This is a genomic window from Burkholderia sp. AU32262, assembly GCF_020419985.1.
Classification (GTDB): Bacteria; Pseudomonadota; Gammaproteobacteria; order Burkholderiales; family Burkholderiaceae; genus Burkholderia; species Burkholderia semiarida.
Map to the genome: position 1 here is coordinate 94,914 of NZ_JAIZRS010000004.1, position 16,240 is coordinate 111,153.

Here is a 16,240-nt window from a genome sequence, read left to right on the forward strand (position 1 = left end):
TAGTGGATCTTAGAATGCTTTATCTCTGATAACTCACAATATTATAGAGTTATGAGCGAGATACGCTCAAGAAATATAATCCCCGATTGTTGGGTCTTACCGCGAGATGTTCGGTTCTAATCCACTTCAAAAGGGAATTACGCGCGCGCCCCGTGCCCTTCCAGTATCCATGCGACGCCCGCCGAACACGCCAAGTCGTGGTGCGGTTCGTCGCGCTCGCCAGTACCCTGGATGTGGCCGGCCGTGAGCCCGGCTAGCGGGCAACCGCCTCCAGCGTGCTGACAGCTGCGATCGCCCGCGCACGCCCCTCCGCCACCCGCTGCGCGAACCGGTACGCCACGAGCGAACCGGCCACGGCGAGCAACATCGGCACGAGGCAGTCGTGATTCGCGCGCGTGAATTCGAGCATCAGCACGACGGCCGTGATCGGCATCTGCATCGACGCGGCGAGAAACGCGGTCGCGCCGATCAGCGCGCATCCGCCGAGCGATGCGCCCGGCCATACGGCGCTCCACAGCCCGCCGAGCACGACCCCGAGCAGCGCGCCGTTCGCGAGACCCGGCGTCAGCAGCCCGCCTTCCGCGCCGGCCCGCAGGCTGCCGGCTTCGACCAGCACCTTCAGCACCAGCAACGCCGCGGCAAGACCGGTCGTCAGCGTGCCGTCGAAGCCCAGCGACGCCGGGCCCTTGCCGTTGCCGAGCAGTTGCGGAAACCCGATCGCGAGCAAGCCGATCACCGCGAAGTTGAGCAGCGCGAACACCGGCAGCCGCCAGTCCTTCGGCGTGTTCGCGCGCGCCGCGGTCGTGAGCCGCACGAAACCGTACGCGGCGAAGCCGAACAGCGGCCCGCAGACGACCGACCATGCGACGAGCGGCGTGCTCAGCACGAACGCCGGCACCGTGTACTGGTGCTCGTTGCCGAGGCCGATCCACGCGACGATCGCCGCGATCGCGGACGTCACGACCGCCACGATCAGCGCACGCAGCTCGAACGTGCCGAGCAGCACCTCGAGCACGAAGATCGCGCCGCCGAGCGGCACGTTGTAGACGGCCGCGAGCCCCGCGCCGGCGCCGCACGCGACCATCAGCCGGCAATCGTCGGGCGTGAGTCCCGCCGCATGGGCAAACCGCCCCGCGAGCAGCGAACCGATCTCGCGCGGCGCGACTTCGCGGCCGAGCGGCGAGCCGAGCGCGACGGTGACGATCTGCAGCAGCGCGTGAACCGTCGTGCTGACGAACGGCATCCGCGGATCGGCCGCGCACACCGCGCGACGGATGCTGACGAGCGGCCGGCCATACCGGTAAAGCGCCCACCAGCCGCCGCCGGCGACGAGTCCGCAGACGGCCAGCACCGCGAGCCGGCGCAGCGGATCGGCCGCGGTCACGCCAGCGAGGAAGCTCTCGGACCCGATCACGTGCGCGATGCTGTAGCCGTACGCGACGTGCTGGATCGCATGCAGCAGCAACGCGAGCAGCATGCCGCCGAGACCCGCGCCGATGCCGGTCAGGACCGTGACGACGGCCATGCGCGCGAACGGGCTGGCGGCCGGCGAAGACGAAGCGGGAGCGGATGGAAGATCGAGGCGCATGGGGTCGGCGAACGAGGATCGAAGGGACGGCGCGCAATACGCGCGCCATCGTCAGAACCGCATCGTAGGCGTGCGCCCATCATGAGACAAACGTATTTTTCTGATCAACTCATGCATTTTCCGACTATTTGAAGCATGACGGGCCGTGGCGGCCCGTCATGCTTCGTCAATCCGGATACGTAATGCGCTCCGGCTCGCGCCGCATGATGATCTTCCCGTGGCGCATCGACAGCGTGGCCTTCGCCTGCCGGCGCACGGCTTCGTAGTCGCTGTCCGCGTCGAGCACGACGAGATTGGCCGGCCGCCCGACCGCGATGCCGTAGCCATCGCCGAGATGCATCGTCGTCGCGCTGTGGTCGGTCACGAAGTCGAGACAGCGCTGCAGATCCTGATACCCCATCATGTGGCAGATATGGAGGCCCGCATCGAGCACGCGCAGGATGTTGCCGTTGCCGAGCGGATACCACGGATCCTTGATCGAATCCTGCCCGAAGCACACGTTGATCCCGGCACGGTCGAGCTCCGCGACCCGCGTGACGCCGCGCCGCTTCGGAAACGTGTCGAAGCGCCCTTGCAGATGGATGCTCTCGGTCGGGCATGAGATGAAGTTCAGCCCCGCTCGCTTCAGCAGCCGGAACAGCTTCGAGCAGTACGCATTGTCGTACGAACCCATCGCGGTCGTGTGGCTCGCGGTGACGCGCGCCCCCATGCCGCGCACACGCGCTTCTTCCGCGAGCACTTCGAGAAAGCGCGAATGCGGATCGTCGGTCTCGTCGCAGTGCACGTCGACGAGGCAGCCCGTGCGTTCCGCGAGATCCATCAGGAAGCGGATCGAGCTGACGCCCTGCTCCCGCGTGTTCTCGAAATGCGGAATCCCGCCGATGACGTCCGCGCCGAGCTCGATCGCCTGCTCCATCAGCGCGCGGCCGCCGTCGAACGATTCGATGCCTTCCTGCGGGAACGCGACGATCTGCAGGTCGATCAGCCCGCGCGCCTCGTCCTTCACTTCCAGCATCGCCTTCAGCGCGGCGAGCGTCGGATCGGTCACGTCGACGTGCGTGCGCACGTGCTGGATCCCGTGGTCGCGCAGCATGCCGATCGCCGCATGCGCGCGCGCCTTCGTGTCGTCGTGCGTGATCGTCGCCTTGCGCTCGGCCCAGCGCTCGATGCCCTCGAACAACGTGCCGCTCATGTTCCACGCGGGCTCTCCGGCCGTCAGCACGGCATCGAGGTGGATATGCGGCTCGACGAGCGGCGCAATCGCGAGACGGCCGCCGCCATCGATATGGTCGGGATTCGTCGACGCGATCGGTGCGGCTTGCGCGTCGATGCGCGCGATCGTGCCGGCGTCGATGCCGATCGTGAACAGGCCGTCGCGGCCACGCAGGCGTACGTTGAACAGGTTCATGGGGGAGGCCTCTGGTCGTATGCATGAACACGGCCGCGCGATCTGCGTCGGCGTCCGTGCGGTCCGGACGACCAGTATGGAGGAAAAGCGGCGACGCGCGCACGTGCCGTGCATGTTGCATCGGCACGACAGCCGGGCTGGGCCGGACGGACGCCGCTCGCCGGTCGTCACGCAAGAACCGCCTGCCCGGCGCGCGCCACACGGCGTGTCGGTTTTGTGAACGACTCTTGCCGGATCTGGAACGGTGCGCTCGCGGCCGCCACGCCCTTGCGCACGCCGCGCATTCCTATACTTGCGCCGAACTTTCGTTTCCAGTCCCACACGCAGGAGCTTCACGATGAAAAAAACCCTGATCGCCGGCGCGGGCGCCGCCGCCCTGTTCGCGCCGCTCGCCCACGCGCAAGGCTCGGTCACGCTGTACGGCCTGATCGACGCCGGCATCGCCTATACCAACAACGCAAACGGCGGGTCGCAATGGCGCATGACGACCGGCACGATCAACGGCAGCCGCTTCGGCCTGCGCGGCACCGAGGATCTCGGCGGCGGCCTGAAGGCGCTGTTCGTGCTCGAAAACGGCTTCAACGCGAACAACGGCGGGCTCGGCCAGGACGGCAAGCTGTTCGGCCGTCACGCGTATGTCGGCCTCGGCCAGGCCGGCTACGGCACGCTGACGCTCGGCCGCCAGTACGACACGATGGTCGACTTCGTCGCGCCGCTGTCCGCGACGGCCGGCGATTTCGGCGATACGGGCTTCGCGCATCCGTTCGACAACGACAACCTGAACCACTCGCTGCGCATCAGCAACGCGGTCAAGTACACGAGCGACACGATCGCGGGCTTCAAGGTCGGCGCGCTGTACGCATTCTCCAACTCGGCGAGCTTCAGCGCGAACCGCGCGTACAGCGTGGCCGCGAGCTACACGAACGGCCCGCTGAAGCTGGCCGGCGCGTACCTGCAGATGAACGGCACGAAGGGCTCGACGAGCGCGAGCCCGGGCGCGCTCGATTCGGCCGAGGCGAAGAGCCTGAACCAGGGTGGCTGGTCGATCGGCTCGGACCGCATGCGCACCTACGGCGGCGGCGTCGGCTACGTGTTCGGCCCGGCGACCGTCGGCTTCGTCTACACGCGCTCGCAGTACGACAACACGGGTGCATTCGGCTCCAGCGGCCAGATCGCGTTCAACAACTACGACGTGAACGTGCGCTATGCGGTCACGCCGGCCGTCAGCGTCGGCGCGGCGTATGTCTATACCGACGCCAGCGTGTCGAATCCCGACAGCAAGCACGGCACCGACCCGAAATGGCATCAGGCCAACCTGCAGGCCGTGTACAAGCTGTCGCGCCGCACCGACCTGTACGCGGAAGCGATGTTCCAGCATGCGTCCGGCCGCGGCTACCACGCGTTCATCAACACGTCGGGCGGCGCATCGAGCACGGCGAACCAGGTGGTCGGCACGATCGGCATGCGCACGCGGTTCTGACCGGCATCGCGTCACGTCGCCCGCCTGCGCTGCGCCCATGTTCGCTCACGGGCGCGATCGCCGCGGGCCACGCCGTCAATGTTGTTTCTTCTGGAAAGCAGCCCTCCTGGAATCGGGGTGTTTGCGCGTGGCAGCGCTACGTAGACTGACGTCGAAGGTCGCAGCCGCGCGTCACGCGCCGCTGCGGTCACCCACCCCGTATTCAGGAGAACCTCGTGAAATCGCTCGTCGTTACCGCCGCCGCTGCCGTCCTGCTCGCCGCACCGGCCCTGTCGTTCGCCCAGCAGGCGAAGTCGCCCATCACGCGCGCGCAGGTGCTGCAGGAACTGATCGATCTCGAATCGGTCGGCTACAACCCGGCGCGCGGTGAAGTCGGCAACTATCCGGACGACATCCTGGCCGCGCAGGAACGACTGCAGGCGAAGCGTGTCGCCGCGAGGAAAGCGGCGCAGGCCGCTTACGGCCCGGCCGGCGAGCCGGCAACCGAATCGGGCGCGGCGGCCAAGCCCGCGCTGTGACGGCGCGCGTCGTTCGCATCCAGCATGCATGGCGAGCGACGCGGTTTCGGCATTGACATGAAACAACCCGCCGCGCGCCGATGCGCGCGCGGGGTTCCGATGGCCTGCGTTCAGGCGGCCTGCGGTTCGCGGTCGATCGCGTTCAGCATCTCGACGTCGCGCGCGATCATCCCCGGCACCTGCGCACGCAGCGTCTCGACCCAGGTCCGCACCTTCGCATCGACGAAGCGGCGCGACGGGTACAGCGCATGCACGTTCATCTTCTGCAGGATATGCGTGGGCAGCACACGGACGAGCGTGCCGTCGCGCAATGCGTCGATCGCCGAATACACCGGCAGCATGCCGATCCCGATGCCGTCGCGGATCGCGAGCGCGAGCGATTCGGCGGTATTGGTCTGCACCGGCCCGGTGACGTGGATCTGCTCCACGCCTTCGGGCCCTTCGAGCACCCATTCGTGCGTCGGGAACGCCGGCGTACACAGCGTCAGGCACGCGTGCGCGGCGAGATCCCGCGGGCGGGCCGGCGCGCCGTGCCGTTTCACGTAATCGGGCGATGCGCACAGAATGCTGAACGTCGAGCCGAGCAGGTGCGACACGAGCTCCGAGTCGGGCAGCGACGACGCGGTGACGACGGCCATGTCGCTCGTGCCGTCGAACAGGTCGGGCATGCGCTGCGACAGCGACAGCTCGATCGAGACGTCCGGGAACTGCGCGTGATAGCGCGTCAGCGCGGGCAATACGTAGTGATGGCCGACGCTCGCGAAGCTGTGCATGCGCAGCACGCCGGCCGGGCGCTCGTGCGCGCAGCTCGCCTCTTCTTCCGCGCGGTCCACGTCGGCGAGGATCTGGCGGCAGCGCCGCAGATAGTTTTCACCGGCCGACGTGAGCGCGAGACGGCGCGTCGAGCGATTCATCAAGCGGGTGCGCAGGCGCGCCTCGAGCTCCGATACCGCGCGCGACATCGCGCCCGTGGTCGAATTCAGCGATTGCGCGGCCGCGGTGAAGCTGCCCGTCTCGACGACGCGCGAAAACACCCGCATGTTTTGTAGGGTATCCATTCCTGTGAGCAACCTGTAGCGGAGCCGTCATTTTCCTCCACCGAATGCGACAGATTGTTACTCCGGCTGCAACTATCGTTTCCCCGCAACTGCGTTAATGCGCGGGCGCCGCACTCCTACAATCGGCGCCTCACCCGTCGAACGGACCCGTTCGGGCGTACCGCGGCACCTTGCGCGGTCGGCCCTGGGCCCTCTTTTCATGAAGCCACAACCTGCGATCGAGCGACCTTCCATCGAACCCGCACGATGGAGAGCATGGCTCGATCCACTCGGCAACGCGGCGCGCGACTGGGCCGCGACCGACGGGCTGATCTGGCTGCACCTCGCGAAAACCGTGCTCGCGGCGCTGCTGGCGATGGGCATCGCGATGCGCCTGGAGATGTCGCAGCCGCGCACCGCGATGACCACCGTGTTCGTGCTGATGCAGCCGCTGTCGGGGATGGTGTTCGCGAAGAGCTTCTACCGCGTGCTCGGCACGGCGGCCGGCCTCGTCGGCGCGCTCGCGCTCGGCGGGCTGTTCGCGCAGCAGCCCGAGCTGTACATGGCCGGCATCACGCTGTGGATCGGCGGCTGCATCGCACTCGCGGTGCGCAACCGCCACTTCCGCTGGTACGGTTTCGTGCTCGCCGGCTACACGGCCGCGCTGATCGGCCTGCCGGCCGTGATGACGCCGCAGACGCTGTTCCAGTCGGCGCTCACGCGCGCCGCGGAAGTCGCGCTCGGCATCGCGTGCTCGGGCGCGGTCAGCGCGCTGATCCTGCCGTTGAGTTCCGCGAAGGCGCTGATGCGTTCGTTGAGCGCACGCCACGCGACGTTCGCGGCATTCACGGCCGGCGCACTGGCGGGCGACGTCGCACGCGGCGATTTCGAACGGCGCTTCGCCGACTTCGTCGACGACATCGTCGGCTTCGAAGCGAACCGCGCGTTCGCGTCGTTCGAGGATCCGCACATTCGCGCGCGCAGCCGCCGGCTCGCGCGGCTGAACAGCGAGTTCATGAACGCATGCACGCGGCTGCATGCGCTGCACCAGCTCGTCAAGCGGCTGCGCGCGAATCGCTCGGACGCGGTGCTCGAAGCGCTGGCGCCGCACGTCGACGCGCTCGCGCTGCGCTTCGCCGCGTTGCGCGACGAACGCCAGCGCGGCATCGCACCGGCCACCGGCGCGCTGCTCGACCTGCGCCGCTTCCATGGCGCGCTGCCGAAGGCCGCGCGCGCGTCGCGCCGGGCGCTCGAAGACCACGCGGCCGGCGGCCTGCTCGACTTCGATACCGCGATCGAGCTGCTGTACCGGTTCATCGGCGAATATCTCGGCTACGTCGACACCTACGCGTCGCTCGACCAGGACGATCACGCGTTCGAGCGCTCGGTCACGCATTACGCGGTCAAAACCAATTCGTTCTTCGTCGGTTTCGCGTTCCTGCGCACGGTGATCGCCGTCGGTGCGATGAGCGCGTTCTGGATCGCGTCCGAATGGCCGAGCGGCTCGCTCGCGGTGATCGCCACCGCGATCGCGTGCGCACTCAGCTCGACCTCGCCGCGCGCGCCGAAGTTCGTCGCGCAGATGGGCGTCGGCGCGGCGTTCGCGACCGCGGTCGGCTATGTGTTCCTGTGCTACGTCTATCCGAACATCGACGGCTTCCCGCTGCTGTGCGCGGTGCTGGCTCCCGTGCTGGGCCTGGGCGCGTTTCTCGCGATGCGGCCGGGCCTGTCCGGCTACGGGATCGGCTTCGCGGTGTTCTTCTGCCTGCTCGCGGGCCCCGACAACACGATCGCGTATACGCCGGAAGTGCTGATCAACAACGGGCTGGCGGTCGTCGTCGCGATGCTCGCATGCTCGCTCGTGTTCGCCGTCGTGTTCCCCACCCACATGCCCTGGCTCACCGGCCGGATCGCGCACGACCTGCGCCGCCAGGTGACGCTTGCGTGCGAAGGCGCGCCGAACGGCCTCGCGCAGCGCTTCCAGTCGAGCACGCACGACCTGATGGCGCAATTGCGTACGCTGCTCGTGCGCCGCACGCGGCAGCATCGCGATGCACTGCGCTGGATGCTGTCGACGCTCGAGGTCGGCCACGCCGTGATCGACCTGCGCGACGAGGTGCACGCGTTCCGCGCGTCGAAACCGCCGCAGACGCTACGCTGGACCGGTTCGATCGATGCGGTGCTGCTCGAACTGCCGCGCTTCTTCGACGATCCGACACCCGCCCGCCATGCGCGCACGCTGAAATCCGTGAATCTCGCGATCCGCGCGGCGCAGCACGCGCTGCAGGCGTGGTACGCGGTGCCCGACGCGCGCCGCAACATGCAGCGAATCGTCGGCTGCCTGCACTTCATGCGCAGCGCGCTGCTCGACAAGGACGCGCCGTTCAACCGGCACCGCCATTGAGGATGGATGTGCGCGCAACGGGATCGTTGTTTCGGATGGAAATAAGCTCTACAGCCCCGGTGATTAATCTTTAAGCAGTGCGAGCCTATAGTTTCCTCACTTCCAGCGAGACTGGCACTCACCCAGGAGAAACAAAATGAAGCCGCTGCACCTCGCCCTCGTTGCCCTGTCGCTCACCGCTGCCGTCGCCCACGCGCAGCCGGCGCCGGCAGACGCCGCACCGCAACAGGCGAACCGCGCCGAGGCGGTCCAGGCCGCCGGTCGCGTCGATCGTGCGCAATCGAAGCAGGAGGACCCGAACGCGTGCGTCGGCCCCGTCAGCTTCTGCAACATCTATTTCGGCAGTTGAGCATGACGCGACCTCGTCACGGCCAGGCCCGCATCGCCCACACCGCATGCATGACATGCGCGGGCGGACGGGGGGCCGGCCGATCGCGGTCCGGCCGGTCGCCGCATCGCCGTCCCGCGCTACGCCGCTTCGATTGAAGCGGCGCTTGCCGTCTCACGCGCCACGCCCCGGCCGCCAGCCCACTTCGCGCAACGCATCCAGCAAGCGCGCCGGCCCGATCCCTTCGACCCGCGCCCCGCGCGACTCGACGTCGCCGCCCGCGACCAGCGCATTCACGATCGCCTCCTCCACCGCTTCGGCCGCCGCGACGAACAGCGCGGAAATATGGTCGTTGTTGACCATCCGCACGCCGCTGGTCGGCATACCCTTGCTGCCGTAGTTCGCCGCGGGCAAGCCGTCGTTGCCGGTGGCGAACGCAAGAAAGATGTCGCCGCTCGAATCCTCGGTGCCGCCGCCGACGCGGGCGAGCCCGACGCCCGCGCGCTGCGCGAGACGCGTGCATTGATGCGGCAGCAACGGTGCATCGGTCGCGATCGTGACGACGATCGAGCCCATGCCGGCCTCGCCTTTCGCTTCGGATTCGCGAAACGGCGAATGCACGTGCCGCAGCACTTCGCCGACCGGATAACCGGCCACGCGCAGCATCTCGCGCACGCCGTAGTTCGCCTGCACGAGCGCGCCGACGGTCCAGCCGCCCGCATCGCTCGCCAGCACGCGCGACGCGGTGCCGATGCCGCCCTTGAACTCGTGGCAGATCATGCCCGTGCCGCCGCCCACGCCGCCTTCGGCGACCGGCCCCGACTGCGCGGCGGCCAGCGCCTGCAAGACGTGTGCGGCATTCACGTGCTGCCCCCAGATGTCGTTCAGCAGGCCGTCGTAGGTCTCCATCACGACCGGCATGCACCAGTACACGCGCCCGGCCGCCGCTTCGCGCTCATTCGCGACGAGCGCGTCGCGCACCGCGCCGACGCTGTGCGTGTTCGTATAGGCGATCGGCGTCGTCAGCAGGCCGGCTTCGCGGATCCATTCGAGCCCGGTCGCGTCGCCGTTGCCGTTCAGCACGTGCACGCCCGCGAAGCACGGCGAATCGTGCGCGGCGCCCGCGCGCGGCTCGATGACGGTGACGCCGGTGCGGATCGACGCGTCGCCGTCCTCGACGTTCAGCGTGCAGTGTCCGACCCGCACGCCCGGTACGTCCGTGATCGCGTTGAAGCGGCCGGGCGTGCCGAGGCCGATGCGGATGCCGAGATCCCTCGTGCGCATGATGCGATTCCTCCAGTCTTTCAATCTTTCAATGGTTCGATGTTTCGGTGCTGCAAGATGTCGATCCGGTGCTCAGAGCGCGCGGAATGCTTCGCTGTGGCGCGCCCAGGCCACGTACATCGCGAGCGCCGCGACCAGCAGCCCCGCGATGATGATCAGGTCGGTCGGCTTCGTCGCCGTCGCGAGCGTCGTGTAGAGCGTATACGCGGCGCCCGCCACCGCGACGAGCGGCGTCACGGGCCACAGCGGCATCCGGTAGTGATGCTCGACGTCGCGGCGCACGAACCGGCTCGCGAGCGCGGCCAGCCCGACGACGAGGTAGATCAGCAGCAGCAGGTCGACGGTGAACGCGGTCAGTTCGTCGAGGCTCGACACGAACACGAGCCCGGCCGACGGAATGGCCAGCGCGATCGTCGCGAGCCACGGCGATTCGAGGCGCGGATGGATCGTCGAGAACGCGCGGTTGCAGGTGCGCGACCAGAGCGCATGCCGGCCGCTGCTGTACAGCAGGCGGCCCATCGTGATCACGATCGCGATGATCGCGTTGAACACCGACAGGAAGATCCCGCCGCTGACCACGCGCGACACGGCCGGATTGCTCAGCGAGCGCACGACATAGCCGATCGGGTCGGCGCTCTTCGTCAGTTCCGTCAGCGACGGCGCGCCGAGCACGATGGCGGTGAGCGGAACCAGTTCGACGACGAGGATCACGAGCAGCGAATAGATCACCGCCTTCGCGACGTTGCGGTTGCCGCCGCGCAGGTCTTCCGCGAGATAGGCGGCCGAGCCGAAGCCGTTGTAGCAGAAGATCGCGGTGCCGATCGCGGGCACGATGGCCGCGAGCGTGGCCGGCGCGAGCGCATTGCCGCTCGCGACGACCGGTGCGATCAATACGTCGGCGCCGCGCTGCGGCGAGCCGAAACCGAGGCCCGCGATCAACATCAGCACGCCGATTTCGACGACCAGGAACGCGCCGGTGATCCACGCATTCGTCTTGATGTTCAGCATGCCGAGCAGATAGCTGAGCAGCACGATCGTCAGCGCGACCGACTGGTTGCCGAAGTGCGTGCCGAGCGCGTTGTTCAGGTACGGCGCGGCGCCGCTCGCGAGCACCGCCGGGATGAACACGCTGACGGACAGCACCGTGATGAAGGTCAGGTAGCCGGGCAGCGTGCCGAACACGCGTTTGGCCATCACGTATTCGCCGCCCGCGCTGCGGTGCGCGGCGCTGAGTTCCGCATAGCAGAGCGCGAAAGCGAGCGCGAGCACGCCGCCGAGCACGAACGACAGCACGGCGCCGCTGCCGGCCTGCTGGATCGCGAACGGCGCGATCACGAAGATCGAGCTGGCCGGCGTCACGCCCGATACGGTGATCATCACTGCGTCGCGCACGCTGAGCGTCTGCGACAGCGCGCGCGGCGCGTCTTCCGTTGCAGAGGCCGCTTGCAGCGTGCCCGTGGATTCCGACATCATCGCCATTTCGTTCTCCAATGTTCCTGTGCCGCGTTTTTTTGAACACCCATACTCGGGCCCGATTGATTGCGTGGCAGTCTAGGAAGCCAATTTCAGGACCGCTATTCCCCCTTCGTGTTACGCCCTTCCGGTGGTGGTATGGATCGTCTCTTTTCCGAAATCACGATGCACCAGGCGCTCGGCCGCGCAATCGATCATCTCGGCCAGCCGCGCTTCTGGCGGTTCCTCGTGCTGCTGCTCAACGAAATGGCGCCGTTCGACAACGCGCTCGCGACCGCGGTCGGCCGCGACGGCGTGCCGCTCGTGCTCGACGAATACGACACGGGCGGCACCGATACCGCGTCGCCGGTGCCGCTTTACCTGAATGGGTTATATCTGCTCGATCCGTTCCTGCAGGCCGCGCACGACGGGCTCGCCGACGGCTGCTACCGGCTCGAGGAAGTCGCGCCGGACCTGTTTCGGCAGAGCGAGTATTTCCTGAGCTATTTCCGCGACGCGGTCGGCGACGACGAGATCCAGATTCTGGTGCGGCCGAATGCCGATACGCTGCTGTCGCTGTCGCTCGGTGCATCGGCGCGCTTCGACGTCGAGCCGCTCGGCAAGCTGACGGCCGCGATGCCGTGGGTGCTCGCGGTCATCCGGCAGCACTGGCGGCTGGTGGGCGACGCCACGCGCACGACGCCCGATGCCGATCTCGGCGCGCGCGTCGAGCAGGCGCTCGCCCGCTTCGGCGCGGGCGTGCTGACCGACCGAGAGATGTCGATCGCACGCATGGTGCTGCGCGGCAATTCGTCGAAGGCGATCGCCGAGCGGCTCGCGATTTCACCCGAAACGGTGAAGGTGCATCGGCGGCACGTGTACGCGAAGCTCGGGATTTCGTCGCAGCCGGAGCTGTTTTCGCGCTTCATTCAGGCGCTGGGGGACGATGCGGCCGGATGAGTGCGTCGGCCGGCACGCGCGAGCCGGGCTCGGGGACGGACGCCGAATACCGACGCATGACGACGATCGTCGCGCCGTTGCGCGCGCCCTACGTGCCGCCGATATGCCCCCCGATCTTCTCGCAGCGTCGCCAAAAACCGCCTATCGTGAAGAAGGCGCCCGTTTGCCGCCATTCGCCCCGGGTCGCTCGCTCGCGCGGGCGGGTGGCGACGGCGCCGTGCTCCGGCACCATTCATCGCGATTCCGGCGCACGCTCGCCCGTGCGCGATCGCGGCCGCTCACCGGACTATCAGGAGGCACTCATGAAAGCCGCGCTGCTCGTCAGCTCCGCCCTGCTCGCCATTGCGTCAGCTTCGGCCACGGCCCAGGGTTCCATCACGAAGGAAGAAAACGGCGCACTCGTCGCCGCGAACGGGATGACCGTCTACACGTTCGACAAGGACAAGCCCAACGCCGGCACCAGCGCCTGTACCGGCCCATGCGAAACCCTGTGGCCGCCGTACAAGGCCAGCGCGACCGACGTACCGGTCGGGCCCTACACGATCGTCAAGCGTGACGACGGCAGCCCGCAATGGGCGTACAAGGGCAAGCCGCTGTACTTCTTCTCGAAGGACATGAAACAGGGCGAGCGCAACGGCGACAACTTCAAGAACGTGTGGCACGTGGTAGCGCCGTAAGCACGTAAAAAGCCCGCCGCCGATCGCGCGATCGGGGCGGGCCCTGGCAGTTCCGCAGGTCGCACCGGTTGGATGCAGCCGGTGCGCGTGTCAGCTCAGCGGTTCGACGGGAAGCTGAACACCGTTCCTTCGCGCACGCCGGCCGACGGCCAGCGCTGCGTGATCGTCTTGCGCTTCGTGTAGAACCGCACGGCATCCGGGCCGTACGCGTGCAGATCGCCGAACAGCGAACGCTTCCAGCCGCCGAACGAGTGATACGCGACCGGCACCGGCAGCGGCACGTTGATGCCCACCATCCCGATCTGGATGTTGTCGCTGAAGTAGCGTGCCGCTTCGCCGTCGCGCGTGAACAGGCACGTGCCGTTGCCGTACTCGTGCGCATCGATCAGCGCCATCGCCTCGTCGAGCGACTTCAGGCGGATCACGCCGAGCACGGGCCCGAAGATCTCGTGCTGGTAGATCGGCATGCCGGGCTTCACGTTGTCGAACAGGCACGGGCCGAGGTAATAGCCGCCGTCATGGCCGTCGACCTTCACGCCGCGACCGTCGACGACGAGCGTCGCGCCCGCCGCCACACCCGCCTCGACGAAACCGGTGACCTTCTCGAAATGCTGCTGCGTGACGAGCGGGCCCATGTCGACGCCCGCGCCGTTGCCCGGGCCGACCTTCATCTTCTCGATCTCGGCCTTCAGCCCCGCGACGACCTGGTCGCCCGTTTCGTCGCCGATCGCGACGACGAGCGGAATCGCCATGCAGCGCTCGCCGCACGAGCCGTACGCGGCGCCCATCAGCGCGTTCACCGCGTTGGGGATATCGGCATCCGGCATCACGACCGCGAAGTTCTTCGCGCCGCCGAGCGCCTGCACGCGCTTGCCGTGCGCGCAGCCGGTCGAATAGATGTATTCCGCGATCGGCGTCGAGCCGACGAAGCTCACGGCCTTCACGCGCGGATCGGTCAGGATCGTATCGACCGCTTCCTTGTCGCCGTTCACGACGTTCAGCACGCCCGGCGGCAGGCCGGCTTCGAGCGCGAGCTCGGCCATGCGCAGCGTCGACGACGGCGTGCGCTCGGACGGCTTCAGCACGAACGTGTTGCCGCACGCGACGGCCATCGGCCACATCCACAGCGGCACCATCACCGGGAAGTTGAACGGCGTGATGCCGGCCGCGACGCCGAGCGCCTGGAACTCGCTCCACGAATCGATCGCGGGGCCGACGTTCTTGCTGTGCTCCCCCTTCAGCAGCTCGGGCACGTAGCTCGCGTACTCGACGTTCTCGATCCCGCGCTGCAGTTCGCCCATCGCATCGGCGAGCACCTTGCCGTGCTCGGCGGTGATCAGCGCGCACAGTTCTTCCGCGTGCTCCTCGAGCAGCGTCTTGAAGCGGCTCATCACGCGGGCGCGCTTCAGCGGCGGCGTGTTGCGCCAGGCCGGAAACGCGGCCTGCGCGGACGCGATCGCGGCTTCGACGGTCGGCTTGTCGGCGAGCGCGACGCTCTTGTGCGATTCGCCGGTGGCCGGGTCGAACACCGGCTGGACGCGGCTGCCGCCGTCGACACGCTTGCCGTCGATCAGGTGGCCGACGGTGGAGGTCACATTGCTGTCGTGTTTCATGGTTCGGGCTCTATCGTGAATTCGGTTGTCGCTGCGGGCGAGCCGTGGCTCAGTCGACTTCGTTCAGTGCATCGGACAGCGCGTTGACCAGGTTGTCGATCTCGCGCTTCTCGGCGATGAACGGCGGCGCGAGCTGGATCGTGTCGCCGCCGTAGCGCACGTAGAAGCCCTTCGCCCAGCAGCGCATCGCGATTTCGTACGGGCGCCGTGCCGGCTCGCCCGGCAGCGCGGCGATCGTCAGGCCGGCCGCCAGCCCGTAGTTGCGGATGTCCGCGATGTGGCGCTGGCCCTTCAGCCCGTGCACGGCCGCCTCGAAATGCGGCGCGAGATCGCGCACGCGGGCCACCGCGTCTTCCTTCACCAGCAGGTCGAGCGCCGCGACGCCGGCCGCGCAGGCGACCGGGTGCGCCGAATACGTGTAGCCGTGCGGGAACTCGAGCATGTACTCGGGGCCGCCCGCGGCCATGAACGTGTCGTAGATCTCCTTCGTCGCGATCACGCCGCCGAGCGGCTGCGTGCCGTTCGTCACCTGCTTCGCGAAGTTCATGATGTCCGGCACCACGCCGAATGCGTCGGCGCCCGTCATCGCGCCGGCCCGGCCGAAGCCCGTGATCACCTCGTCGAAGATCAGCAGGATGTCGTGCGCGGTACAGATGTCGCGCAGGCGCTTCAGATAGCCCTTCGGCGGCACGACCACGCCCGCCGAACCGGAGAACGGCTCGACGATCACGGCCGCGATGTTCGATGCGTCGTGCAGCGCGATCAGCTCGAGCAGGCGGTCTGCCAGCTCGGCGCCGTGCTCCGGCATGCCGCGCGAGAACTTGTTCTCGGCCAGTTGCGTATGCGGCAGGAAATCGGCGTCGAGGCCCTGGCCGAACAGCTTGCGGTTCGGCCCGATCCCGCCGACCGAGATGCCGCCGAAGTTCACGCCGTGGTAACCCTTCTCGCGGCCGATCAGGCGCGTCTTCGTGCCCTTGCCTTTCGCGCGCCAGTACGCGCGGGCCAGCTTCAGCGACGTGTCGGCCGCTTCCGAGCCCGAGCCCGTGAAGAACACGTAGTCGAGGCCGGCCGGCGTGAGTTCCTTGATCTTGTTGGCGAGCTCGAACGATTTCGGATGGCCGAACTGGAAGGCCGGCGCGTAGTCGAGCTGCGCGACCTGGCGGCTCACGGCCTCGACGATTTCCGTGCGGCCGTGACCGAGGCCCGTGCACCAGAGGCCCGACAGGCCGTCGAAGATCTTGCGGCCTTCGGCGTCGGTGTAATACGCGCCCTTGCCCGACACGATCAGGCGCGGATCGGCCTTGAACTGGCGGTTGGCCGTGAACGGCATCCAGTGCGCATCGAGCCACGCGGCGTCGGTGCGGAGGTTGATTTCGTCGTGCTGGGCGGTGGTGATGTCGGTCATGTCGGTCGGCGCGGCGCGCCCCTCCTCCTGGTAATGATGTTGCACATTGTCGGGACGCCAATTAGTCTTTTGAATATCGCAATATC

At 67.8% G+C, this 16,240-nt stretch carries 13 protein-coding genes; 6 read left to right on the forward strand and 7 right to left on the reverse strand.

The genetic code is table 11. From position 1 onward, the window contains the following. Positions 1-253: 253 nt before the first annotated feature. Positions 254-1,588 (reverse strand): chloride channel protein, encoded by a 1,335-nt coding sequence (locus tag LGN10_RS05730; protein WP_226222162.1) that lies wholly within the window; start codon positions 1,586-1,588, stop codon positions 254-256. Between the two features lie 166 nt (positions 1,589-1,754). After that, positions 1,755-2,996, reverse strand: coding sequence for a cytosine deaminase (gene codA, locus LGN10_RS05735; protein ID WP_226222165.1), 1,242 nt, complete (start codon positions 2,994-2,996; stop codon positions 1,755-1,757). A gap of 337 nt (positions 2,997-3,333) precedes the next feature. Between codA and LGN10_RS05740 the strand changes: the two genes are divergently transcribed. Both LGN10_RS05740 and LGN10_RS05745 read left to right on the forward strand, forming a co-directional pair. Beyond that, positions 3,334-4,476: a porin gene (locus LGN10_RS05740; protein ID WP_226222167.1), complete on the forward strand. Its 1,143-nt coding sequence runs from the start codon at positions 3,334-3,336 to the stop codon at positions 4,474-4,476. Positions 4,477-4,691: 215 nt separating this feature from the next. After that, a complete protein-coding gene (locus tag LGN10_RS05745; protein WP_226222169.1) occupies positions 4,692-4,994 on the forward strand; it encodes a DUF4148 domain-containing protein in 303 nt (100 codons plus the stop codon). A gap of 110 nt (positions 4,995-5,104) precedes the next feature. Here the strand turns inward: LGN10_RS05745 and LGN10_RS05750 are convergent, their stop codons facing one another. Next, positions 5,105-6,052, reverse strand: a complete 948-nt coding sequence (locus tag LGN10_RS05750) for a LysR family transcriptional regulator (protein WP_226222176.1) — start codon at positions 6,050-6,052, stop codon at positions 5,105-5,107. 199 nt (positions 6,053-6,251) lie between these two features. On the opposite strand from LGN10_RS05750, the gene LGN10_RS05755 reads away from it, so the two are divergent. Both LGN10_RS05755 and LGN10_RS05760 read left to right on the forward strand, forming a co-directional pair. Beyond that, a complete protein-coding gene (locus tag LGN10_RS05755) occupies positions 6,252-8,435 on the forward strand; it encodes an FUSC family protein (protein ID WP_226222178.1) in 2,184 nt (727 codons plus the stop codon). A 136-nt stretch (positions 8,436-8,571) separates the two neighbouring features. Next, positions 8,572-8,784: a hypothetical protein gene (locus LGN10_RS05760; protein ID WP_059574472.1), complete on the forward strand. Its 213-nt coding sequence runs from the start codon at positions 8,572-8,574 to the stop codon at positions 8,782-8,784. Between the two features lie 153 nt (positions 8,785-8,937). Here LGN10_RS05760 and LGN10_RS05765 read toward each other — a convergent pair whose 3' ends face one another. Both LGN10_RS05765 and LGN10_RS05770 read right to left on the reverse strand, forming a co-directional pair. Next, the gene (locus LGN10_RS05765) at positions 8,938-10,047 is read right to left on the reverse strand and encodes a P1 family peptidase (RefSeq protein ID WP_226222181.1); all 1,110 of its coding nucleotides are present in this window, start codon (positions 10,045-10,047) and stop codon (positions 8,938-8,940) included. A 72-nt stretch (positions 10,048-10,119) separates the two neighbouring features. Further along, a complete protein-coding gene (locus LGN10_RS05770; protein ID WP_060310994.1) occupies positions 10,120-11,526 on the reverse strand; it encodes an APC family permease in 1,407 nt (468 codons plus the stop codon). Between the two features lie 132 nt (positions 11,527-11,658). Between LGN10_RS05770 and LGN10_RS05775 the strand changes: the two genes are divergently transcribed. After that, the gene (locus LGN10_RS05775; protein WP_226222184.1) at positions 11,659-12,459 is read left to right on the forward strand and encodes a helix-turn-helix transcriptional regulator; all 801 of its coding nucleotides are present in this window, start codon (positions 11,659-11,661) and stop codon (positions 12,457-12,459) included. Positions 12,460-12,761: 302 nt separating this feature from the next. Beyond that, positions 12,762-13,136: a hypothetical protein gene (locus LGN10_RS05780; protein WP_027782957.1), complete on the forward strand. Its 375-nt coding sequence runs from the start codon at positions 12,762-12,764 to the stop codon at positions 13,134-13,136. A gap of 95 nt (positions 13,137-13,231) precedes the next feature. Here the strand turns inward: LGN10_RS05780 and LGN10_RS05785 are convergent, their stop codons facing one another. Then, on the reverse strand, positions 13,232-14,749 hold the full coding sequence (locus tag LGN10_RS05785; RefSeq protein ID WP_124658124.1) for a CoA-acylating methylmalonate-semialdehyde dehydrogenase: 1,518 nt from the start codon (positions 14,747-14,749) through the stop codon (positions 13,232-13,234). A 49-nt stretch (positions 14,750-14,798) separates the two neighbouring features. Further along, positions 14,799-16,154 (reverse strand): aspartate aminotransferase family protein, encoded by a 1,356-nt coding sequence (locus LGN10_RS05790; RefSeq protein ID WP_089465787.1) that lies wholly within the window; start codon positions 16,152-16,154, stop codon positions 14,799-14,801. Positions 16,155-16,240: the final 86 nt, after the last annotated feature.